The organism is Nocardioides sp. SYSU D00038, assembly GCF_016924665.1.
Lineage (GTDB): Bacteria > Actinomycetota > Actinomycetes > Propionibacteriales > Nocardioidaceae > Nocardioides.
The window spans coordinates 280,730-304,826 of record NZ_JAFFJT010000016.1 but is presented as its reverse complement, the minus strand read 5'-3'; the positions used below and the strand labels follow the sequence as shown (position 1 = coordinate 304,826).

General features: G+C 73.7%; 25 protein-coding genes. 15 read left to right on the top strand and 10 right to left on the bottom strand.

Going from position 1 to position 24,097, the window contains the following annotated elements:
* Positions 1–13 precede the first annotated feature (13 nt).
* Positions 14–1,435 (top strand): CCA tRNA nucleotidyltransferase, encoded by a 1,422-nt coding sequence (locus JT721_RS10035; protein ID WP_307827992.1) that lies wholly within the window; start codon positions 14–16, stop codon positions 1,433–1,435.
* Positions 1,436–1,543: 108 nt separating this feature from the next.
* Positions 1,544–2,008 (top strand): GAF domain-containing protein, encoded by a 465-nt coding sequence (locus JT721_RS10030; RefSeq protein ID WP_307827981.1) that lies wholly within the window; start codon positions 1,544–1,546, stop codon positions 2,006–2,008.
* A gap of 26 nt (positions 2,009–2,034) precedes the next feature.
* On the opposite strand, the gene JT721_RS10025 is transcribed toward JT721_RS10030, so the two are convergent.
* Positions 2,035–2,343 (bottom strand): STAS domain-containing protein, encoded by a 309-nt coding sequence (locus JT721_RS10025; protein WP_205472955.1) that lies wholly within the window; start codon positions 2,341–2,343, stop codon positions 2,035–2,037.
* Positions 2,344–2,449: 106 nt separating this feature from the next.
* Between JT721_RS10025 and JT721_RS10020 the strand changes: the two genes are divergently transcribed.
* Together JT721_RS10020 and JT721_RS10015 are read left to right on the top strand one after the other, a co-directional pair.
* Complete coding sequence (locus JT721_RS10020; RefSeq protein ID WP_205472954.1) at positions 2,450–2,758, top strand: STAS domain-containing protein; 309 nt, start codon at positions 2,450–2,452, stop codon at positions 2,756–2,758.
* A 13-nt stretch (positions 2,759–2,771) separates the two neighbouring features.
* A complete protein-coding gene (locus JT721_RS10015; protein ID WP_240340506.1) occupies positions 2,772–3,191 on the top strand; it encodes an ATP-binding protein in 420 nt (139 codons plus the stop codon).
* Positions 3,192–3,193: 2 nt separating this feature from the next.
* Here JT721_RS10015 and JT721_RS10010 read toward each other — a convergent pair whose 3' ends face one another.
* Positions 3,194–3,535 carry an STAS domain-containing protein gene (locus JT721_RS10010; protein WP_205472952.1) on the bottom strand — a complete coding sequence of 114 codons (342 nt, stop codon included), beginning with the start codon at positions 3,533–3,535 and terminating at the stop codon, positions 3,194–3,196.
* A gap of 53 nt (positions 3,536–3,588) precedes the next feature.
* Between JT721_RS10010 and JT721_RS10005 the strand changes: the two genes are divergently transcribed.
* The 3 genes from JT721_RS10005 to JT721_RS09995 all read left to right on the top strand — a co-directional run bounded on the left by JT721_RS10005 (position 3,589) and on the right by JT721_RS09995 (position 8,047).
* Complete coding sequence (locus JT721_RS10005) at positions 3,589–5,832, top strand: SpoIIE family protein phosphatase (protein WP_205472951.1); 2,244 nt, start codon at positions 3,589–3,591, stop codon at positions 5,830–5,832.
* Positions 5,833–5,884: 52 nt separating this feature from the next.
* The gene (locus JT721_RS10000; protein WP_205472950.1) at positions 5,885–6,337 is read left to right on the top strand and encodes an SRPBCC family protein; all 453 of its coding nucleotides are present in this window, start codon (positions 5,885–5,887) and stop codon (positions 6,335–6,337) included.
* Positions 6,338–6,400: 63 nt separating this feature from the next.
* Entirely contained in the window at positions 6,401–8,047 is a 1,647-nt protein-coding gene (locus tag JT721_RS09995) for a hypothetical protein (protein ID WP_205472949.1), read from the top strand.
* A 296-nt stretch (positions 8,048–8,343) separates the two neighbouring features.
* Here the strand turns inward: JT721_RS09995 and JT721_RS09990 are convergent, their stop codons facing one another.
* Together JT721_RS09990 and JT721_RS09985 are read right to left on the bottom strand one after the other, a co-directional pair.
* On the bottom strand, positions 8,344–9,429 hold the full coding sequence (locus JT721_RS09990) for an inositol-3-phosphate synthase (RefSeq protein ID WP_205472947.1): 1,086 nt from the start codon (positions 9,427–9,429) through the stop codon (positions 8,344–8,346).
* A gap of 19 nt (positions 9,430–9,448) precedes the next feature.
* On the bottom strand, positions 9,449–10,018 hold the full coding sequence (locus JT721_RS09985) for a PadR family transcriptional regulator (RefSeq protein WP_205472946.1): 570 nt from the start codon (positions 10,016–10,018) through the stop codon (positions 9,449–9,451).
* A gap of 270 nt (positions 10,019–10,288) precedes the next feature.
* On the opposite strand from JT721_RS09985, the gene JT721_RS09980 reads away from it, so the two are divergent.
* Complete coding sequence (locus JT721_RS09980) at positions 10,289–12,715, top strand: transglycosylase domain-containing protein (RefSeq protein ID WP_307827980.1); 2,427 nt, start codon at positions 10,289–10,291, stop codon at positions 12,713–12,715.
* A gap of 4 nt (positions 12,716–12,719) precedes the next feature.
* Positions 12,720–14,147: a glycosyltransferase family 87 protein gene (locus JT721_RS09975; protein ID WP_205472945.1), complete on the top strand. Its 1,428-nt coding sequence runs from the start codon at positions 12,720–12,722 to the stop codon at positions 14,145–14,147.
* 689 nt (positions 14,148–14,836) lie between these two features.
* On the opposite strand, the gene JT721_RS09970 is transcribed toward JT721_RS09975, so the two are convergent.
* Both JT721_RS09970 and JT721_RS09965 read right to left on the bottom strand, forming a co-directional pair.
* Entirely contained in the window at positions 14,837–15,874 is a 1,038-nt protein-coding gene (locus tag JT721_RS09970) for an alanine racemase (protein WP_205472944.1), read from the bottom strand.
* Between the two features lie 4 nt (positions 15,875–15,878).
* On the bottom strand, positions 15,879–17,030 hold the full coding sequence (locus tag JT721_RS09965; RefSeq protein ID WP_205472943.1) for a peptidoglycan bridge formation glycyltransferase FemA/FemB family protein: 1,152 nt from the start codon (positions 17,028–17,030) through the stop codon (positions 15,879–15,881).
* 129 nt (positions 17,031–17,159) lie between these two features.
* Here JT721_RS09965 and JT721_RS09960 point away from each other — a divergent pair, with 129 nt between their 5' ends.
* Complete coding sequence (locus JT721_RS09960; protein ID WP_205472942.1) at positions 17,160–18,371, top strand: lipase family protein; 1,212 nt, start codon at positions 17,160–17,162, stop codon at positions 18,369–18,371.
* 97 nt (positions 18,372–18,468) lie between these two features.
* Here JT721_RS09960 and JT721_RS09955 read toward each other — a convergent pair whose 3' ends face one another.
* The 3 genes from JT721_RS09955 to JT721_RS09945 all read right to left on the bottom strand — a co-directional run bounded on the left by JT721_RS09955 (position 18,469) and on the right by JT721_RS09945 (position 20,423).
* Positions 18,469–19,269 carry a deoxyribonuclease IV gene (locus JT721_RS09955; RefSeq protein ID WP_205472941.1) on the bottom strand — a complete coding sequence of 267 codons (801 nt, stop codon included), beginning with the start codon at positions 19,267–19,269 and terminating at the stop codon, positions 18,469–18,471.
* A 91-nt stretch (positions 19,270–19,360) separates the two neighbouring features.
* On the bottom strand, positions 19,361–19,969 hold the full coding sequence (locus JT721_RS09950) for a hypothetical protein (protein ID WP_205472940.1): 609 nt from the start codon (positions 19,967–19,969) through the stop codon (positions 19,361–19,363).
* A gap of 61 nt (positions 19,970–20,030) precedes the next feature.
* The gene (locus tag JT721_RS09945) at positions 20,031–20,423 is read right to left on the bottom strand and encodes a DUF4406 domain-containing protein (protein ID WP_205472938.1); all 393 of its coding nucleotides are present in this window, start codon (positions 20,421–20,423) and stop codon (positions 20,031–20,033) included.
* 48 nt (positions 20,424–20,471) lie between these two features.
* On the opposite strand from JT721_RS09945, the gene JT721_RS09940 reads away from it, so the two are divergent.
* Entirely contained in the window at positions 20,472–21,248 is a 777-nt protein-coding gene (locus tag JT721_RS09940) for a DeoR/GlpR family DNA-binding transcription regulator (protein ID WP_240340423.1), read from the top strand.
* Positions 21,249–21,316: 68 nt separating this feature from the next.
* Here the strand turns inward: JT721_RS09940 and JT721_RS09935 are convergent, their stop codons facing one another.
* Positions 21,317–22,051, bottom strand: a complete 735-nt coding sequence (locus JT721_RS09935) for a protein kinase (protein ID WP_205472936.1) — start codon at positions 22,049–22,051, stop codon at positions 21,317–21,319.
* A 231-nt stretch (positions 22,052–22,282) separates the two neighbouring features.
* On the opposite strand from JT721_RS09935, the gene rpsF reads away from it, so the two are divergent.
* The 4 genes from rpsF to rplI all read left to right on the top strand — a co-directional run bounded on the left by rpsF (position 22,283) and on the right by rplI (position 24,024).
* Positions 22,283–22,573 carry a 30S ribosomal protein S6 gene (rpsF, locus tag JT721_RS09930; protein ID WP_205472934.1) on the top strand — a complete coding sequence of 97 codons (291 nt, stop codon included), beginning with the start codon at positions 22,283–22,285 and terminating at the stop codon, positions 22,571–22,573.
* A gap of 113 nt (positions 22,574–22,686) precedes the next feature.
* A complete protein-coding gene (locus JT721_RS09925; protein WP_205472933.1) occupies positions 22,687–23,250 on the top strand; it encodes a single-stranded DNA-binding protein in 564 nt (187 codons plus the stop codon).
* A 76-nt stretch (positions 23,251–23,326) separates the two neighbouring features.
* Positions 23,327–23,563: a 30S ribosomal protein S18 gene (rpsR, locus tag JT721_RS09920; protein ID WP_205472932.1), complete on the top strand. Its 237-nt coding sequence runs from the start codon at positions 23,327–23,329 to the stop codon at positions 23,561–23,563.
* A 14-nt stretch (positions 23,564–23,577) separates the two neighbouring features.
* Positions 23,578–24,024 (top strand): 50S ribosomal protein L9, encoded by a 447-nt coding sequence (gene rplI / locus JT721_RS09915; RefSeq protein ID WP_205472931.1) that lies wholly within the window; start codon positions 23,578–23,580, stop codon positions 24,022–24,024.
* Positions 24,025–24,097: the final 73 nt, after the last annotated feature.

Genomic DNA, 24,097 nt, shown 5'->3' with positions numbered 1-24,097 from the left:
CCAGCCCCTGAGCATCGTCGAGGTGCAGCGCGCGGTCACGCGGGAGCTGGACCGGATCGCGCCGGTGATCGACGACCTCGGTCGCCTCTTCGCCGCCGCCGGCCACGAGCTGGCGCTGGTGGGCGGGCCCGTGCGCGACGCGATGCTCGGCCGCCACCACGTCGACCTCGACTTCACGACCTCGGCCCGGCCCGAGCAGACCGAGCGGCTCCTCGGCGGCTGGGGCGATGCGCTGTGGGACATGGGCCGCGACTTCGGCACCATCGGCTGCCGCAAGGGCGAGTGGACCGTCGAGGTCACCACCTACCGCTCGGAGAGCTACGACCCCGACTCCCGCAAGCCCGACGTGGCGTACGGCGACTCGCTCGACGGCGACCTCGGGCGGCGCGACTTCACCGTCAACGCGATGGCGGTCCGGCTCCCGGGCCGCGAGGTCGAGGATCCCCACGGCGGTGTCGTCGACCTCGCCCACCGGGTGCTGCGCACCCCCGGCCGGCCCGAGGACTCGTTCTCCGACGACCCGCTGCGGATGCTGCGGGCCGCCCGGTTCGCCGCCCAGCTCGGCTTCGAGGTCGCGCCCGAGGTGGTGGCCGCGATGACCGCGATGGCCGACCGGATCGACATCATCTCCGCCGAGCGGGTGCGCGACGAGCTGGTCAAGCTGGTGCTGGCGCCCCACCCCCGGCGCGGTCTGAGCCTGCTCGTCGAGACCGGCCTGGCCCAGCGGGTGCTGCCCGAGCTGCCCGCGCTCGCGCTCGAGCGCGACGAGCACCACCGCCACAAGGACGTCTACGAGCACACGCTGACGGTGCTGGAGCAGTCGATCGACCTCGAGTCGCGGCTGCCCGGGGGCGGCCCCGACCTGGTCTCGCGGCTGGCAGCGCTGATGCACGACGTCGGCAAGCCCCGCACCCGGCGGTTCCTCGACGACGGCTCGGTGACCTTCCACCACCACGACGTGGTGGGCGCCAAGCTGACCCGCAAGCGGATGCGGGCGCTGCGGTTCTCCAACGACGAGGTCGAGGCGGTCGCGCGCCTGGTCGAGCTGCACCTGCGCTTCCACGGCTACGGCTCGGGGGAGTGGACCGACTCGGCGGTGCGCCGCTACGTCCGCGACGCCGGCGAGCAGCTCGAGCGGCTGCACGTGCTCACCCGCGCCGACTGCACGACCCGCAACCAGCGCAAGGCCGACCGGCTGCGACGCACCTACGACGACCTCGAGGCCCGGATCGCCCGGCTGCGCGAGCAGGAGGAGCTCGACGCCATCCGGCCCGACCTCGACGGCAACCAGATCATGGAGATCCTCGGGATCGGCCCGGGTCGCGAGGTCGGGGCGGCCTACCGGCACCTGCTCGAGGTGCGGCTCGACCGGGGCCCGATGACCGAGGACGAGGCCCGCACCGCGCTGCTGGAGTGGTGGGCCTCGCGCTCCTGACCCCCTCCTGTCACCGACATCGGGGGATTCCCCACCGGCGGGTGCGGGTACCTGCGTCACATGTGGCCCGGCGCAGCACCGGTCACGGGGTTCGAGGACTGCCGTGGCGTGTGGCACCCGATCGACGAGGAGCAGCCTCGCGTCGGGGTCGCGGTGGCGCACTTCCGGGCCCCGATGCGCTCGCGCGACGACGCGGTCGACGCCCACCGGGCGGTCGAGCGGGCGCTGCGCCTCGGGCTGGTCGGCATGGGCGGGCGGCTCGCCGTACCTCCGCGGGACGCCGACGAGGCGCTCGACGCCACCTGCCGCGAGCACGGCCTGCGGGTGGCCCGGCGGCTGCGCCGGTTCATGGAGGTGCCGCTCGGCTCGGTGGTGTGGACCCTCTACGAGGGCACCTTCCACCACGGCCTGGTGACCGGCTGGTGGCACCACGACGGTGCCGAGGCGGCGCGGGAGGTCGACCTGGTGCACGTGCGGCCGTGCCGGTGGGAGACCGCCACCGAGGTGCCCGACGCGGTGCTGGCCTCCTTCGGCCGCGGCGGCCGCAACTTCCAGCGCATCCGAGCCCTGTGACGGCGCGTCCGTGCCCGGCGGCAGGGTCAGGTCCGGCGATGGGGAATGGTGCAGATCTCCAGCGTGCGCTGGGCGACCGAGCCCTGCTGGGCCACCAGGTCGAGCCGGCAGCCGACCACGTCGGAGGTCTTGAGCGCCACCGCCAGCACGCCGATCGCCACGCTGGGCAGGTGGGTGACGCCGGAGAGGTCGACCTCGAGGTCGTCGCGCCGCTCGTAGCCGTAGGTCGCGAGGGCGCCGCGCAGGGCACCCAGCGAGCGCTCGTCGACGTCGCCGGTGACGACCAGCCGACGCCGTTCGGCGTCGAAGTCGACGCGAAGCTCCCGAGACCTCACCCCGTGACCCTAGCCCGCCGTCCGGCGTCACCCCTTCGGATGAGCGTGGGCGCCGAGGGCGGGTCGGGCCACCACCCCGCGCGGGTGGAGGCGTTAGGCTGCGCCCGTGGATGCCGACACCCTCACCACCTCCTACGACGCCGACACCGCGGTCCTGACCGTCACCGGCGAGGTCGACGAGTCGACCGGACCCCAGCTGCGCGAGGAGCTGGAGAAGCACTCGGAGGGCTTCACCCGCGACCTGGTCGTCGACCTGGGTGCGGTCGACTACTTCCCGAGCCTGGCCGTGGGCGTCGTCGCCGCGGCGCGCCGGCGCGCCGAGGAGTCGGGAGTGGACCTCGAGCTCCTCGCCACCGAGGGCTCGGTCGCCCAGCGGGTGCTCACCGTCTGCGGCCTGCCCCACCGCACCAGCTGAGCCACGCGGCGTGATGCGCATGGGGGACGACATCACCTCGGCGCTGCGCCTGCCCTTCGCCACCGGCTCCAGCAGGGAGGCCCGGCTCCGGCTGCACGAGTTCCTCGACGGGGCCCAGGTGCCCCGTCCGCTCGCCCAGGACGCCGTGATCGTGCTCGGCGAGCTGGTCGCCAACGCGCTCGACCACGGCCGCCCCACGCCCGACGGTCGGCTCGAGGTCGTCTTCGCGCTCGAGGACCGGCACCTGCGGCTCAGCGTCCGCGACGGCGGCGGCGACTCGCGGCCCACCGTGCAGCAGGTCGACACCCTCGCCGAGCGCGGTCGGGGGCTGGCCATGGTCGAGGCGCTCAGCGCGATGTGGACCGTCGACGACTCCGACGGCACCTGCGTCACGGCGTGGTTGGCGGCGACGTTCCTCGGGGGCCGGGCGTGACCTCAGGCCAGGAGGCCGGACTCGTCGCCCTGCACGGCGGCGATCGTCGGCCGGTGCGGCAGGCCGTTGATGCCGAGCACGCGCTGGGCCATCGATCCGGGACGGGCCACCAGGGTGAGCTCCGCGCCCGAGGTCTGCGCGCGCGACATGGCGCGGGTGAGCACGCCGATCGCGACGCTCGGCAGGTAGTCGACCTCGTCGAGGCTGACCACCAGGTCGCGGGTGTGCTCCGAGCTGTGCTCGGCGACCGCGTTGCGCAGGGTGATGATCGCCAGCTCGTCGAGCGCGCCGGCGACGTTGAGGACGCCGTCCTCGACGGTGCAGGCAAACGGGCGCTCGGTCACCCTCCGAGACTAGGGCCCGCCGCGGCCAGCGGCTCCACCCGTGGGGGTGCCACGTGACGGCGTCCGCCTCGCACACCCCTGCGTACCCCGCCGTCGACCTCTCGACGTGCGACCGCGAGCCGATCCACGTGCCGGGCGCGATCCAGCCCCACGGCGTGCTGCTCGCGCTCGACGAGGAGACCCACCGGGTGGTGATGACCTCGGCCAACAGCGGCACGATGCTGGGCATCGAGGCCGACGACGCGCTCGGACGCACCCTGGCCGAGGTGCTCGGCGAGCCGGTGGCCGCGCAGGTGCGCGACCGCATCGAGGAGTGGGCCGTCCACGAGCCGCTGGTCGTGGTGCTCGAGGGCGGCCGGGGCGGCCGGCTCGCCGGCGAGGAGGTCGACGTCGTCGTCCACCGCTCGGGCCGGCGGATCGTGGTGGAGCTCGAGACCTTCGGCCGGCCGCGCTCGACGCTGCTCAGCTACCAGTCGGCCCGCTCCGCGATGGCCCGGCTCTCCTCGCACGCGACCGTGGACGACCTGGTCGCCCAGCTGGCCGTCGAGGTGCGCGCGCTCACGGAGTTCGACCGGGTGATGGTCTACCGCTTCGACCGGCACTGGAACGGCGAGGTGGTGGCCGAGCAGAAGCGCGACGACCTCGACTCCTTCCTCGGCCTGCACTACCCCGCCTCCGACATCCCGGCCCAGGCCCGCCGGCTCTACACCCTGAACTGGACCCGGCTGATCGCCGACGTCGACTACGAGCCGGTGCGGCTGCACCCGGTGGTCGACGACGACGGGGCGCCGCTGGACCTCACGCACTCGACCCTGCGCAGCGTCTCGCCGATCCACCTGGAGTACCTCGGCAACATGGGCGTCACCGCCTCGATGTCGGTCTCGTTGGTGATCGACGACGAGCTGTGGGGCCTGATCGCCTGCCACCACTACTCCGGGTCGCACCGCCCCGCCCAGGACGCGCGCGCCGCGGCGTCGTTCCTCGGCCAGGTGGCCTCGGCCCAGATCGCCGACCGCGAGCGGGCCGACGCGCGCGAGGCCGCGCTGCTGGCCCGCGACGCCCTGGCCCGGGTCACCACCCGGATCGCGGCGTCGCCGGAGCAGACCTTCGAGGCGATCGTCTCCGACCCCGAGCTGCTGCGGCTGGTGGGTGCGACCGGGGTGGCGCTGCGCTACGACGACGCCTACGTCACCGCCGGGGCGGTGCCCGACCCCGCCGACGTGCAGCGCATCGTGGCCGCGATGCCCGACGGGCTCGACGGCGTGCCCGTGACCACCGACCACCTGGCCGGCCTGGTGCCCGAGCTCGCGACCACGCCGAGCGCCGCCGGCGCGCTGGTCATCGGCTCCTCGCCCGAGCGCTGGCTGGTGTGGCTGCGGCCCGAGCTGGTCGAGATGGTCTCCTGGGGCGGCGATCCCGACGAGAAGGAGGTCGCGCTCGGCGACGACGACACCGTGCGGCTCTCGCCCCGGCGCAGCTTCGACGCGTGGCGCGAGGTGGTGCGCGGGCACAGCCGGCCCTGGGAGCCGTGGGTCGAGGACGTCGCGACCGGGCTCCGCGCCCACGTCAACGGCCTGCTGCTGCAGCGGTCGCGGGAGCAGATCGCGCTCGCCGAGTCGCTGCAGCGCAGCGTGCTGCCGCCGCGGCCACCGCAGTTCCCGGGCATCGACCTGGCCGTGCGCTACCTGCCCGCCTCGGAGCACCAGCTCGGCGGCGACTGGTGGGACGCCGTCGCCGTCGACGACCAGCGCCTGGCGTTCGTGGTCGGCGACGTCGCCGGCCACGGGGTGGGCGCCGCGGCCGCGATGACCCAGGTCCGCACGGCCCTGCGCGCCTACCTCTACGGCGGCGCGACCACCCCGGCCGCGCTCGACCTCCTCGACCACCTGGTCGCGGAGATGCTCGGCGAGCAGGTCGCCACCGCGGTGGTCGCGGTCGTCGACCGGGGCACCCGTCGGGTCGAGCTGTGCAGCGCCGGCCACCCCCAGCCGCTGGTCTTCGGCCCGGACGGCCCGATCGACGTCGCGGTCGCACAACGGCCGCTGCTCGGCCTCGGCTCGGGCACCTCCACCGGCACCGTGGTCGAGCTGCCACCGGGCGGCTCGCTGCTGCTCTACACCGACGGCCTGGTCGAGCGGCGGGGCACCGACCTCGCCGAGTCGCTGCGGCAGCTGCGCGCCACCGCCGGCGCCGGCCCCGGTGACGGACCGCTCGACGGCTGGGTCGAGTCGGTGCTGCGCGGTGCCCCCGGCGGCGGCGACGACGACACCACGCTGCTGGCGCTCCGGTTCCCCTGAGCGTGACGGCGGCCACGTCGACGTGCGCCGTACCCGTTGGTAACTTCCGGGCATGACGCAGCTCGAGGCCACGATCGACATCGACGCCCCACCCGCGACGGTCTGGTCGCTGGTGACCGATCTCCCGCGGATGGCGGAGTGGAGCCCCCAGGTCGTGCGCACCTTCGTGCGCGGCGGCACGGTGCGCGAGGGGACGACGTTCCTCAACCTCAACCGGCGCAAGCTGCTGCTGTGGCCCACCCAGGCGAAGGTGGTGCGGTTCACCCCCCACGAGGACTTCGCGTTCCGGGTGAAGGAGAACTACGCGGTGTGGTCGTTCCGGCTCGAGCCGACCCCCACCGGCACCCGGGTGACCCAGCGCCGCGAGGTGCCGCGGGGCATCTCCAAGATCTCGACCGGGCTGACCACGGTCGCGCTCGGCGGCGTCCCGTCGTTCACCGGTGAGCTCGAGGACGGCATGCGGCAGACCCTCGGCCGGATCAAGGCCGCCGCCGAGGCGCGCTGAGGCGACCAGACCGGGACGCCGAGGTCGGTGACGACCGAGGGACGCCCGTGTGACGATGCGCCGGTGAACTCCTCAGCGGCTGCTCGCCGAACCTCGTTGCTCGTCGTCCTCGCCCTGCTCGGCGGCCTGCTGGCCGCCCTCACCGTCGCCGGAGCCCCGGCCCGCGCGGCCCGACCCGGCGTGCTCACCCCCGTTGGCTGCGTGGGCGACGTCGACGGCGGGGTCCCCGTCGGCCACGCCTGCGCCGCGGGGGTGGAGGCGGCCAGCGGGTTGGGATACCCCGTCGTCTCGCCCGACGACCGCTTCCTGTTCGCCTCCGCGTTCAAGGAGTCAGCGGTGCTGTCGTTCACGCGCTCGGCCTCGGGCGCGCTGACCTACCGCAGCTGCGTCGCCGACCCGCCCGCCCCGGCCGGGTGCACCCCGGCCGAGGGTCTCGGCGAGGCGTGGGGGATGGCGGTGAGCCCCGACGGTCGCGACCTCTACGTCGCCGCAGCCGCCGACCACGCCCTGGTGCGGATCAGGGTCGCCGCCAACGGGACCCTCAGCAACGGTGGTTGCGTGAGCGCCCCGACCGGCCCGTGCGCCACCAAGGTCAACGGCCTGCGATACGCCTACAACGTGGCCATGGCGCCCGCCGGTGACGACTTCTACGTGGCGGCGTCCGAGGACCGCGCCGTCGTCCACTTCGACCGCTCGGCGTCGGGCTCGTTCGCCGCCCGCGGCTGCTGGGCCGTCGACCTCGCGGGCTGCGCCGCCGGCCCGGGGCTGGACTCGGTCGCCGACGTCAAGGTCTCTGCCGACGGCCGCCACCTCGTGACGGCCGGCTACGGCGGCAGCGTCACCAGCTTCACCCGCAACCGCCGCACCGGCTCACTCTCTGCCCCCCGCTGCCTCACCGACACCCTGTCCCCCGCGCCGGGCTGCACCACGACGCCGCTGCCGCTCGACGGTGCGTCCGGTCTGGCCCTGACCCGCGACGGCCGCGCCGTCTACGTCGCCTCCAGCTACGACGACGCCGTGACCCTCCTGCGCCGGACGTCTGCCGGGACCCTCGTGGGTGCCTGGTGCCTGCAGGACAGCCTCGCCACCTCCGGGTGCGCGCGCACCACGGGCGGCCTCGAGGGTGTCCAGGCCCTCGCGCTCGACCCCGACGACGACCAGCTGGTCACCGGCGGCAGCGGCTCCGCCGGGCTGGTGGTGCTCGACCGAGGCGCCGACGACACCCTCACCCGGCGCGGCTGCGTGACCGCGACCGTCAGTCCGCTCACCTGCCCCACGAAGTCCGACGGGCTGCTCGGGATCTACCAGATGGCCTTCAGCCGCAGCGGGCGCGCGCTGCACGTCGGCGGCTACGACAGCTCGGCGATCGCCACCTTCCGGCGCACCGTCCAGCGGGCCGCGACCAGGTTCCGCGCCGCCCGGGCCCAGAAGATCGGCAAGCTGCGGGTCTCGGCCCGCTGCGACGCCCGGTGCGACGTGGCGGTCACCGGCAAGGTGCGGGTCGGTCGCAAGACCTTCCGGGTCAAGAAGGTCGATCTCGTGCTGCCGCCCGGGCGGACCACCCGGGTCCGGGTCACGTTCAGGAACGCCGCCGCCCTGAAGCGGCTGCTCGCACGGGGTGCTCGGCCCCGGGCGGCGCTGGTGGTGAAGGTGGGCAACAGCGCCGGCGCGAAGACCTACCGCGTCAAGGTCCGGCTCCGGCGTCGCTGAGCGGCCAGCGACCGGTCCCGGACGCACGACGGCCCGCCTGCAGCAGCAGGCGGGCCGTCGTGTCGTTGGCGGTGTACCGCGGTGGCTCCTCGGTCCTACTCGTGCCCTGGTCTCGACGCGCCGTCGCGGCCTCGTTCCTCAGCCGCGGGCTTGCTCGACCTTCGGGCGGTGCCGAGCGGGACCTCGTTCCTCGGTCTCGTCGGTGCCTGGTCTCGTCGCGCCGTCGCGGCCTCGTTCCTCAGCCGCGGGCTTGCTCGACCTTCGGGCGGTGTCGAGCGGGACCTCGTTCCTCGGTCCTACTCGGCGCCCTCGATGAAGGCCTCCACGCGGCGGCGACCCTCCTCGTCGGGCAGCTGCACCGGCGGGGACTTCATCAGGTACGACGACGCGGAGATGATCGGGCCTCCGATGCCACGGTCCTTGGCGATCTTCGCGGCGCGGATCGCGTCGATGATGATGCCTGCGGAGTTCGGGGAGTCCCAGACCTCGAGCTTGTACTCGAGGTTCAGCGGGGCGTCGCCGAAGGCGCGGCCCTCGAGGCGGACGTAGGCCCACTTGCGGTCGTCGAGCCACTCGACGTAGTCGGACGGGCCGATGTGCACGTTGCGGTCGTGGACCTTGCCGGCCAGCTCGCCCTGGAGGTTGGAGGTGACGGCCTGGGTCTTGGAGATCTTCTTGGACTCCAGGCGCTCGCGCTCGAGCATGTTCTTGAAGTCCATGTTGCCGCCGACGTTGAGCTGGTAGGTGCGGTCGAGCACGACGCCGCGGTCCTCGAACAGCTTCGCCATCACGCGGTGGGTGATGGTGGCGCCCACCTGCGACTTGATGTCGTCACCGACGATCGGGACGCCGGCGTCCTCGAACTTCTTGGCCCACTCGGGGTCGGACGCGATGAAGACGGGCAGCGCGTTGACGAAGCCCACGCCGGCGTCGATCGCGCACTGGGCGTAGAACTTGTCGGCCTCCTCGGAGCCCACCGGCAGGTAGGACACCATCACGTCGACCTGGCGGTCCTTGAGCGTCTGCACGACGTCGACCGGATCGGCCGCGGACTCGGAGATGGTCTGGCGGTAGTACTTGCCGAGCCCGTCGAGGGTCGGGCCGCGCTGCACCTCGACGCCCAGGGTCGGGACGTCGCAGATCTTGATGGTGTTGTTCTGCGAGGCGTTGATCGCCTCCGAGAGGTCCTTGCCGACCTTCATGTCGTCGACGTCGAACGCCGCCACGAACTCCACGTCCTTGACGTGGTAGTCGCCGAACGCGACGTGCATGAGACCCGGGACGACACCCTGCGGGTCGGCGTCCTTGTAGTACTCCACGCCCTGGACGAGGGAGCTGGCGCAGTTGCCGACCCCCACGATTGCTACTCGAACCGAACCCATCGGGATTCCTTTCTGGTTTTCAACTCTGGTCAGCCGCAGGGGCCGGCGGGATGTTGTTGCGTTCAGCGTTGATCAGCTCGGAGAGCCACTTGACCTCGCGCTCGACCGACTCGACCCCGTGCCGCTGGAGCTCGGCCGCGTAGCGGTCGACCTCCTGCTCGGTCATCTGCAGCTCGCGCTGCACCCGGTCGAGCCGCTCCTGGAGCCGGATGCGCCGCCCCTCGAGCACGCGGAGCCGGATCTCCATGTCGGTGCGCCCGAAGAAGGCGAACCGGATGTCGAAGTTGTCGTCCTCCCACGCCGTGGGGCCCACCTCGGACATCAGCCGCTCGAACTCGCGGGTGCCGGCCTCGGTGACCTGGTAGACGATGCGCGGACGCCGGGTGACCGGCGTGGTCGAGGCGGTGAGCTCCTCGATCAGCTGGCCGCGCAGCATCTTCTTCAGGGTGGGGTAGAGCGAGCCGTACGACAGCACCCGACCCCACCCCAGCATCAGGTTGAGTCGCTTGCGCAGCTCGTAGCCGTGCATGGGTCCCTCGTGCAGCAGCCCGAGGACTGCCAGCTCGATGGTCTCCGCACGACGTGCCATGCGACCTATCGTAGCGATATATCCAGGTGTTGCGAATCGGTGGTACATCGCGGGCGTGGTTCGGGGGTCGGCCGGGGTGCGGAATCCCCGGTCGACCGGTGCTCCCCGCACTTGTCGGACACTGCAATGCCCGACAACATGGAGAAATCCCGATCGACCGGGGATTCCCGACCCCCCGCCGCCGACCCCCACCACGAATCGGCCCCCGTGGCCTGTTCGCCTACTCTCGGACGCGGACATCAGCACCCCGACCCAGGAGCTCCCGAGCACGTGACCGGCAAGCGCAGCAACGGCCAGGCCGCCAGCCGACCCCCGGCGCGGGGGGCCGGCAGGGGCAACGGCAAGGGCAAGGGTCGCAAGCCGCCGAAGCCCCGGCGCACCGGCTTCAAGGCCTGGTTCCTGTGGGGCATGAAGTGGGCGACCCTGGTCGGCCTGGTGCTCGTGCTGGTCGTGGCGGCCGGCCTGTTCTACCTCTACAAGGTCACCGACCTGCCCAGCGCCAACGCGGAGTTCGAGACCGAGACCACGTTCGTCTACTACGACGGCGGCAAGACCGAGCTCGGCCGGTTCGCGCAGCAGAACCGGGAGTCGATCCCGTTCGACGACATGCCCGACGAGGTCAAGGAGGCCGTCGTCGCGATCGAGAACCCGTCGTTCTGGAGCGACGAGGGCATCGACCCCAAGGGCATCCTCCGCGCGGTGTTCAACAACGCCCAGGGCGGCTCGACCCAGGGCGCGTCGACGATCACCCAGCAGTACGTGAAGATCCTCTACCTGACCCAGGAGCAGTCCTACAAGCGCAAGCTCAAGGAAGCGATCCTGGCGCTCAAGATCGACAACCAGCTGTCGAAGGAGGAGGTCCTCGCGGGCTACCTCAACAAGATCTACTTCGGCCGCGGCGCGTACGGCGTGCAGGCCGCTGCCAAGGCGTACTTCGACAAGCCGGCCAAGGACCTCAGCCTCCGCGAGTCGGCGGTGCTGGCCAGTGTGATCAACAACCCCACCATCTACGACCCCGCCAACGGCAAGGACGCCAAGCAGCGGCTGAAGGCGCGTTACACCAAGGTCCTCGACCTGATGGCCGAGCACGAGGACATCACCGCCGAGGAGGCCGAGAAGGCCGCCCGCAAGCTGCCCCGCTTCAACACCCCGGAGGCCGAGAGCGCCTACGGCGGCCAGAAGGGCCACGTGCTCACGATGGTGAAGAAGGAGCTGCTCAGCCTCCGCAAGGACGGCGAGCCGCTCTTCACCGAGGAGCAGATCGACGGCGGCGGGCTGCGGATCACGACGACGTTCACGAAGAAGGCGATGGACGCCGCCGCGGCCGGTGTCGCGGAGGCCCGGCCCGAGGGGTTCCCCGACAAGGAGCTGCACATCGGCGTGGCGTCGGTCGAGCCCGGCACCGGCGCGGTGCGCGGCATCTACGGCGGCCAGGACTACCTGCGCTCCCAGCTCAACTGGGCGGTCTCGGGCGGCCAGGCCGGCTCGATCCTCAAGCCGTTCGCGCTCGCCGAGGGCATCGAGTCGGGCTACTCCCTCAAGGACACCTTCGAGGGCGACTCCCCGATCGACATCCCCGGCAGCAGCCGCGGCGTCGAGAACCAGGGCGACCGCGACTACGGCCGGGTCAGCCTGCTGCAGGCCACCGAGGACTCCGTCAACACCGCCTTCATCGACCTCGCGATGAGCATCCCCAACGGTCCCGAGCGGATCATGGAGCGGATGATCGCGATGGGCATCCCGCCCAACAAGCCCAAGCGGCAGCCCGCGGGCATCCCGACCAGCTCGCCCGGCCTCCAGCCCACGCTGGGCATCGCGCTCGGCTCGGCCACGGTGAGCCCGATCAACATGGCCAACGGCTACGCCACCATCGCCAACGGCGGCCGCTACACCGAGCCCTACGTCGTGGAGAAGGTCGTCGACAAGGACGGCGAGACCCTCTACAACCACCGGGTCAAGGACAAGCGGGTCATCGAGGAGGACATCGCCGCCGACGTCTCCTACGCCCTGCAGACCGTGGTGCGCAGCGGCTCCGGCACCGCGGCGCTCAACCTGGGCCGCCCCGCCGCCGGCAAGACCGGCACCTCGACCAACTCGGTCGGCGACGTGGTGTCGGCCTGGTTCACCGGCTACACCCCCCAGCTCTCGACCTCGGTCGTCTACGTCCGCGGCAAGGGCGTCGGCAAGCTCGACGGCTGGCTGCCGTCGTACTTCGGCGGCGACTACCCCGCCGAGACCTGGACCGCGGTGATGCAGCGCGACATGGAGGGCCTCGAGGAGATCGACTTCCCGCCGCCGGCCAACGTCGACGGCGAGGCCCCCGAGGACGGCCACGGCCCGGCCGCGCCGCCGCCGACCCGCAAGCCCAAGCCGCCGAAGCCGCCGGAGTCGGAGACGGGCCAGCCGACCAAGGACCCGTCGAACCTGCCGACCCAGCAGCCGCCCACGAGCGCGCCCCCGACGAGCGACCCGCCCACCAGCGAGCCGTGCGGCCTCACCGGCTGCCCGACCTCGCCGGGGACGCCCACCGGCACCCCGGGCGGCACGCCGACCGGTGGCCCCGGCGGCGGCCAGGGCGGTGGCCAGGGTGGCGGCCAGGCCCCGCGGGTCGCGCCGGCGTACGCCGTGCCGCGCGCCGTGCCCCTCGCCGTGTGGCCGCTGCTCGCCCGGCCGTGGCACGTCCTCGCCCTCTGGTGACTCGGTGACCACCTCACCGACCGAGGACGACCCGGTCGTCCGGTCGGTCAGCGAGGTCGTCGGCGGCCCGGTGGGTCCGCGGGCGGGACGGCACCCGTGGTGGACGGCCACCCGGGTGCTGCTGCTGCTCACCGCCTGCACCTTCGCACTCGGCATGGTGCAGAAGAGCAGCTGCTACGACGACACCTGGGGCGACGGCACCCGGCGCTACACCCAGATGTGCTACTCCGACCTGCCGTACCTCTACACCGGTCGCGGCCTGGCCGAGCTGGCCTGGCCCTACACCGACGACGAGCAGGTGCGTGGGCGCTACGAGGTGATGGAGTACCCCGTCGGCATCTCCTACGTCGCCTGGGGCACCGCCTGGGCCACCCACTGGCTGGCCGGCTCCCCCGACATCGAGCCGCGCTACAGCCGGCCGGCCGGTGAGCTGTTCGGCGATCCGGAGGTGCAGGAGGAGATCCGGATCTTCATGGTGGTCAGCGCGTTGCTGTTCGCCGCGCTCGCGCTGCTCTCCACGTGGTTGCTGGCGGGGGTCCATCGCGGTCGGCCCTGGGACGCGGCGGCGTTCGCGCTCGCCCCGGTGCTGGCCCTGACCGGGTTGGTCAACTGGGACCTGCTCGCCGTCGTCCTCGTCGCCGGCGCGCTCTGGGCGTGGGCCCGCGACCGGCCGGTCCTGACCGGCGTGCTGATCGGGGCCGGGGCGGCGACCAAGCTGTTCCCGTTGTTCCTGCTCGGCGGGGTCGTGGTGATCTGCCTGCGTGAGCGCCGCTGGCGGGACCTGGCCGGGGCGACGCTCGCGGCCGTCGCGGCGTGGCTGGCGCTGAACCTGCCGGGCTGGGTCAGCGGCGCCGAGCAGTGGAAGGTGTTCTGGACCTTCAACTCCGACCGCGGCCCCGACCTCGGCTCGGTCTGGCTGCTGCTCGCCCAGGCCACCGACACCTGGTTCACCCCCCACACCGTCAACCTCTGGTCGTGGGCGCTCTTCGGGCTGTGGTGCCTGGGCGTGCTGGCCCTGGGCCTGCGCGCCCCGGTGACCCCGCGCTTCGCGCAGCTCGGCTTCCTCGTCGTCGCGGGGTTCCTGCTGGTCAACAAGGTCTACTCGCCGCAGTACGTCCTGTGGCTGCTGCCGCTCGCGGTGCTGGCCCGGCCGCGCTGGCGCGACCAGCTGGTCTGGCAGGGTTGCGAGGTCGTCTACTTCGCCGCGGTCTGGTGGTACCTCGGCGGCTTCCTCAGCCCCAGCGCCGGCGACGACGCCGGCTTCTACTGGCTGGCCATCGCGATCCGCGTCGCCGGCGAGCTCTACCTCGTGGCCCTGGTGGTGCGCGACGTCCTGCGCCCCCAGCACGACCCGGTCCGACCGCCGCCGCTGGTCGAGCAGCGAGCGCCGGTGAGCGTCGTCGAGATTCCGTACGACGACCGCAAGGTGTGAGTGGCGACTCCGCGGACCGGGCCCGGGCGGGTGCTGACTGCGGCTGGTGTGATCCGCGGCGCGGGTGACTGTGGTTGGTGGGTGCGGGTGCCGCGCGTGGTGGGGCACTGCGGCTGCTGCGCGCCGGACGTCGTTCGGCACTCGTTGCCGTGTCGCCGGACGCTGCCCTGCCGTTCCCTGCGCGGTCTGCGGCGCCACATCGGGCGTCGACGTGCCGAACGCCGCCCGTCGCTCCGCCGCCTCCGTGCCGGCGGCGCGGCACGCCGGCTGGCGGCGGTCGAGGTGCGAAGGCCGCTAGGCCTGAGCCTCGAGACCCGGTGAGCCGACCGCCCTCCCGTTCCCACTGGAGGGCATTCGGCCGGCGGGGGTTTCGAGGCTCGCTTCGCTCGCACCTCAACCAGCGCCGGTGGTCGAGCAGCGAGCGCCAGCGAGCGTCGTCGAGACCCCGTGAGCCGGAAACCCTCCGGTGGGGACGGGCGGGCGTTCGGCCGGCGGGCGTTTCGAGACAGTCGCTAGCGCGACTTCCTCAACCACCGGTGGGTGGCGCTGGTCGAGGTGCGAAGGCCGCTAGGCCTGAGCCTCGAGACCCGGTGAGCCGACCGCCCTCCCGTTCCCACTGGAGGGCGTTCGGCTGCGGGGGTTTCGAGGCTCGCTCCGCTCGCACCTCAACCACCGGGAGGGGGAGGGCGTCAGGTGATCTCGACCCGGTCGACGTCGGTGGCGGTGAAGCGGACCCGGACGGGCACCCGGTCGCCGACGGCCGGCACCCGGGCCCCGGCGGGGAGGAAGAGCATCGAGGCCTGCATGTGCGGGGGCTCGGCGAACAGGCGCGCCTCGCCGTCGATGGTGAACGGCGAGCGCACCCGGCCCAGGGCGTCGAGGCTGCCGCGGGCGACCGTGGCGGCGCGGGCGCGCACCGAGCCCTGGCCGGTGGGGGCCTCGAGGCCGATGCCGTGGGCGGTGCCGCCGCTGACGACGACGAGGTGACCGGCGCGGGGGGCGCGGCGGCCGCGGTAGCCGTACGCCTCGCCCCTGGCGACCGGGTGGACGTCGAGGACGGTCGCGGTCACCTGCAGCGCGTCGCGGTCGCCGAGCCACAGCGCCGTGCCGACCCGGGGCCGGACGACGAGCGAGGGGTACGCCGACCGCAGCCGCCCCAGCTCGTCGGCGGTCAGGTGGCTGACCCACAGCGCGCCGATCGTGTTCCCGGCCTCGCCGAGCAGCCGCTCCACCTCGGGCAGGTGGGCGCCGGCCGCGAGCGGGAGGTGCACGGCGACGCCCTCGTGGCGGCCGGAGGCGAGCGCGGTGCGCAGGTCGTCGCCCGAGAAGCCGTGGCGCTTCATGCTGGTGAGCCGCTCGAGCACCACCCGGGCGGCGGGGTCGCGCTCGCGGAGCGCGGCGAGGTCGTCGAGCCGGCCGACGGTGTGGACCACCCGCCGGGCGAGACCGGGGTCGAGGTCCGCCACCCAGGGTCGCCACGGGGTCAGCACCAGCAGCGACCCGGCGAACCGCGACGCCACCTCCGGCAGCTCCTCGTAGGTGCCGACCGCCAGGGTGTCGACCCCGAGGCCCTGGTCGGCGAGCCACTGCGCCTTGCGGGCCAGCCGGCCCCGGCCGAACCCGTAGCCGTTGCCCTTGGCGACCGGCACCAGCCCGGGGGTGGTCGCGGCGACCGAGCGCAGGTGGCCGCGCCAGCGTTCCCCGTCGACGGCGAGGGTGAGGCTCATCGGGTCACCGCCTGCTCATGTAGAGGTCGAAGGCCCGGTACAGCAGCCGGTTGACCGGCAGGTCCCACTCCCCGGCGTACTCGACGGCCTCGCCACCGGTGCCGACCTTGAACTGGATCAGGCCGACGTGGCTGTCGTCGGCGTCGAGGGTGTCGGTGATGCCGCGCAGGTCGTAGACGTCGGCGCCGGCGGCCAGCGCGTCGGTGAGCATCGCCCACTGCACGGCGTTGGAGCCGCGCACCTCGCGCTTGTGGGTGGAGGAGGCGCCGTAGGAGTACCAGGCGTGGGCGCCGACCCGGATCGCGATCGTCGCCGCGACCAGGTCGCCCTCGTGGCGGGCCGACCAGAGGGTGATCCGGTCGGGCTCCTCGCTGCCGAGCGCCTCGACCATGGTGCGGAAGTACGACAGCGGGCGCGGGGTGAAGTGGTCGCGCTCGGCGGTGTGGACGTAGAGGTCGTGGAACGCCGCGAGCTCCGCCTCGAGCTCGTCGGGGGCGGCCCGGCGGACCTCGACGCCCTCCTTGACCGACTTCTTGATGTTGCGCCGCCACAGCTGGTTCATGCCGGCGAGCACCTCGGGCTCGGTCTTGGCGGTGCCGTCGGGATGGCGCAGCGGGACCTGGAAGACGTACTGCGGCTGGCCGGCCGAGAAGCCGCCCTCGGCGGCCTGGTGCCGCCAGCCGAGCCGGGCCAGCTCGGCCACGACCCGGTGGCCGGTCTCGTCGGTCTCCTGCGGCGGCACGTCGCCGAGCCGGCGCACGGCCGGGTCGGCGATGCCCTGCTTGACCTGCGCCGCGCTCCACCGGCGGGTCACGACGGGTGGGCCCATCCGGACGCCGAAGGCGCCCTGCCCGCGCAGGTGGCGCACCATCGGGTCGAGCACGTCGGCCAGCGGCCGGTCCCAGTCGAGCACCGGTCCCTCGGGCAGGTAGGCGAGGTAGCGGCGCAGCCGTGGCAGCTGGCGGTAGAGCACCAGCGCCGCCCCCACGAGGGCGCCGTCGTCGTACCAGCCGAGCGACTCGCGGCGCCACTCCGACTTCACCCGGCCCCAGGCCGGGGTCTGCAGGAAGCTGGCCGAGCGCTGCTGCCGGAGGAAGTCGAGGTGCTCCTGCTCGGTGATGGTCCGGACGGTGGTCCGCGGCGTGGGTCGGGGCACCCGGCCACGCTACTGCGCCCCCCTCCGCCGCCGGGGCCCGCGTCGCGGGTCGGGGCCGGGGGTTCGGTGGGGGTCCGGTCGGGGAGACCCCGGACGTGCGGGGCACCGCCGCTGTGCAAGGCTCAGCGGGTGCCCTATCGGAGGTCCGGACGGCGTCGGCGCCGCCCCCGCACCGTCGTCGCCTGGGTGGCCGGCGCGCTGGTGCTGGTCGTGCTGCTCGGCATCGGTGCCTGGCAGGTCGTCCGGATGGTCGAGGAGTCCCGCGAGCCGGAGCCGATCGACGTCACCGGCGGCACCGGCCCGGGCTCGGTGATCCGCGCCGAGACCCTCCCCACGCTGCCGCGCACGCTGTCGAGCGAGGGCGTCGAGGCCGCCAAGGTCGTCTACCGCTCCGCCGGCGCGGAGGCGGGCCTGGTCCCGGTGACCGGCGTCGTGGTCAAGCCCGGCGGCGCGCCGCCCGACGGCGGCTGGCCGGTGGTCTCGGTGGCCCACGGCTCGCTGGGCATCCAGCCCGAGTGCGCGCCGTCGTCGGACCCCGCGACCCTGGGCAAGCAGTGGCAGCTCGTCGAGATCCTCGTCGACCGGGGGTACGCCGTCACGCTCACCGACTACGCCGGGCTCGGGGTCAAGGGCGAGCCGCACCCCTACCTCGACAACGCCGTCGCCGGGCGCAACGTCATCGACGCGGTGCGTGCCGCGCGTCGGGTCTACCCCGACCTCGGGAAGCGCTGGGCGGCGGTCGGCGGCTCGCAGGGCGGCGGCGCCGCGTGGGGCGCCAACGAGCAGGCGCCGTCGTACGCCCCCGAGCTTCCGCCGGTGGGCGTGGTGGCGATGGTGCCGGCAGCAGACATGCGGGGGCTGGTGGCCGCCGCGGCCGACGGGACGATGACCCGCGACCAGCTGCCGCTCCTGCAGTGGCTGCTGGCCTCGCTGGGCCGCACCCACCCCGACCTCGACCTCGACGACTACCGGCGCGGCGCGACCAAGGCCGACTGGGACCTGCTGGCGGAGTGCTCGGAGGAGTCGCGGCGCGACCGCCTGGCCGCGATGGGCAGGATGGGCGACCGCGAGATGGCACCGGAGTCACCCCGGGCGCGGCAGCGGCTCGAGGAGCTGGTCGGCGGCCTGGCCGTGCGGGGTGGGCCCACGGCCGCACCGATGCTGGTGGTGCTCGGCGACGCCGACTCGATCATCCCGATGGCGTGGACCCAGCCGGTGGTCGCCGCGGCCCGTGCGCGCGGCGCCGACATCGAGGTCGACCTCCAGGAGGGCGCCGGTCACGCGACCGTCGACCCCGCCAGCGCGCTGTCCTGGCTCTACGAGCACCTGCCGGCGCGCTGACGCCGGGCCGGCCGACCCCCATCCCGCCGACTCGTCGTCACTCGTCACGAGTGACGACGACTCGGCGCGCGCCGGCAGCCGGTGCCGGAGCGCGGTCTCAGAGGCGCTCGCGCAGCCAGGCGAAGTCGGCGGCGTGCTCGGCCGCCCCGCCCGGGGTCTCGCAGACGACCGGCGAGCCGGCGTCGCGGACCACGCCGGCGAGCAGGTCGGCGTCGATCCGCCCCGCCCCGAAGCTGGCGTGCCGGTCGGCGCCGGAGTCGAACTCGTCGCGGCTGTCGTTGCAGTGCACCAGGTCGATCCGGCCGGTGATCGCGCGGACGTCGTCGACCACGGTCTCGAGCGGGTTGCCGCCGGCGTGGGCGTGGCAGGTGTCGAGGCAGAAGCCGACCATGTCGAAGCCCTCGGCCGCGGAGATCGCGTCCCACACCCGCCCGATCCGGTCGAGGTAGCGGGTCATCGCGTTGTCGCCGCCCGCGGTGTTCTCGATGAGCAGCGGCAGCGTGAGGTCGGTGGCCTCGACGGCCTTGCGCCAGTTGTCGAAGCCCTTCTCGGGGTCGTCGTCCTTGCCGACGTGGCCGCCGTGGACGATCAGCCCCTTGGCGCCGATCGCGGTCGCGGCGTCGACGTGCTGCTGGAGGAGCTTGCGGCTGGGGATCCGCACCCGGTTGTTGGTGGTGGCGACGTTGACGATGTAGGGGGCGTGGACGTAGAGGTCGATGCCGGCGGCCTCGGCGTCGGCCCGGAGCCCCTCCGCGCCGCCGGCGTAGCGGATCTCGGGGCCCCGGTAGCCCTGGGGGTCGCCGAGGAAGAACTGCACCAGCGGGGCGTTGCGCGCCTTCGCCTCCGCGATCGGGTCGGTCTGGTCGACGTGGGCGCCGATGGCGAGGGCGGTGCTCATGGCGCCATCGTAGGGACCGGTGCCGACGGGCCGACCGGCCCGGCACCGGCACCGGGCGTCGTCGGACCGGGTGTCGTCGGACCAGCCAGGGTCAGGGCAGCAGCACGGCGGTCAGCAGCTCGGCGGCGATCGCGACGCCGGTGGTCGGCTCGGCCTCGGTGGCGACGTCGAGCAGCACGCTGGCGTCGTCGGCGAACACGTAGCCCTGCGGCCCGACGAAGGTGAGGCACGCGAAGGCGATCTCGCCGGCCTCGACCTCGGTGGCCGGGCTCTCGCACAGCTCGCGGGTGCCCTGGGCGTAGTCGTCCTGGTCGACCGAGAGCTGCGTGACGTGGAGGGTCAGCGACGTCGCCATCGGCTCGGCCGCCGACTGGAACAGGCAGGTGGCCGGAGCGGCGGTGACCAGCTCCATCTCCTCGCCGAACGCCGCGGTCACGGCCGCCACGGGGAGGTGCTCGCAGCCCCCGTCGGAGGTGGTGGCCGCCGCCGGCGACGCGCTCGGGCTGCCGGTCGGCGTCGCACCGACGGGAGAGGCGGCGGGCGTGCGGAGCGGTCCCGCGGCGAGGTCGTCGTCGCAGCCGCCGAGGAGCAGCACCGCCGCGGCCAGGGCCGCGACGACGCCGCCCCGGCGACGGCGCTCCCCAGATGGCTGCCCAGGGTGCTGCCCAGGGTGCTGCCCGGGGTGCTGCCGGCGGTGCATGGGCTCACGGTAGGCAGGCCGCGGCGGCGGGTCACCCCCTCGGAGCGCCGGACCAGACCGGTCAGGCCGCCTCGGCGACGTACCCCGGCACGTCCTCGACCCGCTCGAAGACCGGCAGGCCGCGCTCGCGCGCGATCCGGACGTCCTGGTCGGCACCGGTGCTGGCGCCGGGGAGCCGGAGCACGGCGTCGCAGTGCTGGAGCAGCCGCTCGGCGGTGGGGTAGAGCACCCGCTCCGAGGCCGCGTCGCCGACCCGGGTCGAGCCGGCGCCGCGGGCGACCGGCAGCGCCACCCACTCGCCGATCATCGGCACGTGGCCGGCGCGGAAGATCGGCCAGGCCGCGGCCTCGAGGGCGCGCAGGTTGGCAGCGAGCAGGTCGGGGTCGTCGCCGGTGCCCGAGCGGTAGGGGCCGGCGATGAGGATGAGCAGGGGGCGGTTCGTCGAGTTCGTCATGCCCCGACAATAGCGTGCAGAAACGTGCAGAAGCAAGGAGAAGCGTGCATGGCTAGAGTGGCGGGCGTGCTCGCCGCCCAGCGCAAGGACCTGATCCTCGACCTGCTCCGCGCCGACGGGCGGGTGGTCGCCAAGGAGCTGGCCGCCCGGCTCGACCTCTCCGAGGACACCATCCGGCGCGACCTGCGCGAGCTCGCCGCGGAGGGCCGGGTGCAGCGGGTGCACGGCGGCGCGCTGCCCGCCTCGCCCGCGGTGGCCGACTTCGTCGCGCGCACCGCGATCGGGCGGGGCGCGAAGGCCGACGTCGCACGGCTGGCGGCGTCGCTGGTCCGCCCCGGCCAGACGGTCGCGCTCGACGGCGGCACGACGGCGCGCGAGCTGGCCCGGCAGCTGCCACCCGACCTGGTCGCGACCGTGGTCACCCACAGCCCCACGGTCGCGGTGGAGCTCGCCACCCACCCGAGCGTGGAGGTGATCGTCGTGGGCGGGCGGCTGTTCAAGCACTCCGTGGTCGCCGCGGGTGCCGCCGCCCACGAGGCGATCGGCCGGATCACCGCCGACGTGTTCTTCCTCGGCGTCACCGGGGTGCACCCCACGGCCGGGCTGACCACCGGCGACGCCGACGAGGCGGCGGTCAAGCGGGCCTGGGTGCAGCGCTCGGCCGAGACCTTCGTGCTCGGCAGCGGCGAGAAGATCGGCGCCGCGTCGGCCTTCGAGGTGGTGCCGCTGGCCGAGGTGACCGCGGTGCTCACCGACGCCGAGGCGCCGCCGCGGGCGGTCGCGGAGCTGAGGGCCGCCGGGGTCGACGTGCGCGGGGTCGACTGAGGGGTGGGCTGAGGGGCCAGCTGAGGGGCCAGCTGAGCGGGGTCGGTTGAGCGGGGGTCGACCGAGCGTCACGCCCAGCGGCGCGGCACCACCGGCCAGCGGCCACCTCGCGGCAGCGGCAGCTCACGCAGCCGGGCGGCGGCCTCGACGGCGCTCGGCCTCCGCTCGGGCGGCTCGCGCCGCATCGAGTCGAGCAGCGTCGTGAGGGCCCCGGCGTCGTCGAGCAGCACCCGCGCGGTCACCGCAGCGGCGTGCACGTCGGAGGCGGGGTCGGCCGGGCCGGCGACCCGGCACTCCGGGGCGGCGTAGCCGAGGGTGCCGACGGGCCCGGCGCGCCGGTGGCCGACCGGCGCGGCGACCCCGAAGTCGGAGAGCCGCAGGTGCGGCCGCCCGGTGCCGGTGGGCTCGAGCAGCAGGTTGGCGGGCTTGACGTCGCCGTGCACCAGGCCGGCGGCGTGGACGGCGGCGAGCGCGTCGAGCAGCTGGGCCAGCACCGCGGCGACCCAGCCGGGGGCGAGCGCGCCGTGCTCGCGGGCGAGGGCGGCCAGGCTGCCGCCGCGCACCAGGTCGGAGGCGAGCACCACCACGCCGACGCCGACGACCCGGTCGTGCGGGACCAGCACGTGGGGGTGGTCGAGGGTCAGCGCGGGTTCGGGCCGCGCACCCGGGCCCAGCACCTTGGCGGCGACGACCCGGCGGGTGCGCAGGTCGCGGGCGCGGTGGACCACGCCGGCGGCTCCCCGCCCGATCTCCTCGAGGAGCAGGTAGCGACCGGCGACCGGCGGGGCCCGTCTGCGACGCACGCCCGGGACGCTAGGCGGGTCGGGCGCCCGGCGGCGTCGTTCGTCCACAGGCACGATTGGGAGCGGGTCGGCGCCCGCTGTTAACCTGTCCTGTCCGTCAGGACCGGCCCACCGAGCGGCCGGGCCGGGCGGCACCCCGCGGGCGTCGTACCCACGACGCGGGCGGGACGCACAAGCCCTCCTGCCACGGAGAGACCGTGGCCGCCGAGTCCAGAGGAGGTGGAGACCGCTTTGCGTGCATACGAAGTCATGGTCATCCTCGACCCGAGCCTCGAGGAGCGCACGATCGCTCCCCAGCTCGAGAAGTACCTGAACGTCGTGACGAAGGACGGCGGGACCGTCGAGTCCGTCGACGTCTGGGGTCGCCGTCGGCTGGCCTACGAGGTCAAGAAGAACGCCGAGGGCATCTACGCCGTCATCAACCTGAACGCCGAGCCGGCCACCGTCAAGGAGCTCGACCGCCAGCTGACGCTCAACGAGCAGATCCTCCGCACGAAGGTGATCCGCCCGGACGGTCGCTGAGCCCCGGCCCAGCAGTCCGGGCCTCGTCCCCTGTGGACGAGCCCTTCCCCCTGTCGGTGCCACCGGCGACGATGGGGGAGCACCCCAGATCCACAGACCTCCAGGAGATCCGCATGGCAGGCGAGACCGTCATCACCGTCGTCGGCAACCTCGTCGACGACCCGGAGCTGCGCTTCACCCCTTCGGGGGCGGCCGTGGCGAACTTCCGGATCGCGTCGACGCCGCGCACCTTCGACCGCCAGACCAACGAGTGGAAGGACGGCGACGCGCTGTTCCTGTCCTGCTCGGTGTGGCGCCAGGCGGCCGAGAACGTCGCGGAGTCGCTCCAGCGCGGCATGCGGGTCGTCGTCCAGGGCCGCCTCAAGCAGCGGCAGTACGAGACCCGGGAGGGCGAGAAGCGCACCGTCATCGAGCTCGAGGTCGAGGAGGTGGGCCCGTCGCTGAAGTACGCCACGGCGAAGGTCACCCGCGCCTCGCGCTCGGGTGGTGGCGGCGGCTACTCCGGCGGTGGTGGCGGCGGCCAGTCCGCCGCGCCGGCCGACGACCCGTGGGCCACCCCGGCACCCCAGCAGGGTGGCCAGGGCGCTCCGGCGGGCGGCGGCTCCCAGGGTGGTGGCGCTCCGGCGTCCGACCCGTGGGGCGCGCCCGGCGTGGGCTCCGACGAGCCGCCGTTCTGACCGGATCTGGGCCCCGCCCAGTCAACAACCTCAACCATTCCGACTCACGTCGGGCTCTTGGAAGGAGAGCACCACAATGGCCAAGGCAGTGATCCGCAAGCCGAAGAAGAAGGTTTGCCAGTTCTGCAAGGAGAAGGCGTCCGGTGTCGACTACAAGGACACCACGCTGCTCCGCAAGTTCATCTCCGACCGCGGCAAGATCCGTGCGCGTCGCGTGACCGGCAACTGCGTCCAGCACCAGCGCGACGTGGCCATCGCGGTCAAGAACGCCCGCGAGGTCGCCCTGCTGCCCTACACGTCCACCGGTCGCTGAGAGGAGCCGACGACATGAAGCTCATCCTCACCCAGGAAGTGACCGGTCTCGGCGCCCCCGGCGACGTCGTGGAGGTCAAGGACGGCTACGGCCGCAACTACCTCGTCCCGCGGGGCCTCGGCATCCGCTGGACCCGGGGCGGCGAGAAGACCGTCGAGTCGATCAAGTCCGCCCGCGCCAGCCGCGCGGTCCGCGACCTCGACCACGCCGGCGAGATCAAGACCAAGCTCGAGGCCCAGCCGGTCAGCGTGAAGGTCCGTGCCGGGGAGGGCGGTCGCCTGTTCGGCGCCGTCACCACCGCCGAGATCGCCTCGGCCCTGGCCGAGGTCTCCGGCGAGCAGGTCGACAAGCGCACGATCGTGGTCGACAACCCGATCAAGGCGCTCGGCTCGCACTCGGTCGCCGTCAAGCTGCACGAGGACGTCTCGGCCACCGTGGCCCTGAACGTCATCCCCGCCTGACGCAGCCACCCAGCAGCACCCCCGCAGGGGCCGTCCTCCTCCCGAGGGCGGCCCCTGCTGGCGTGTGAGGGGA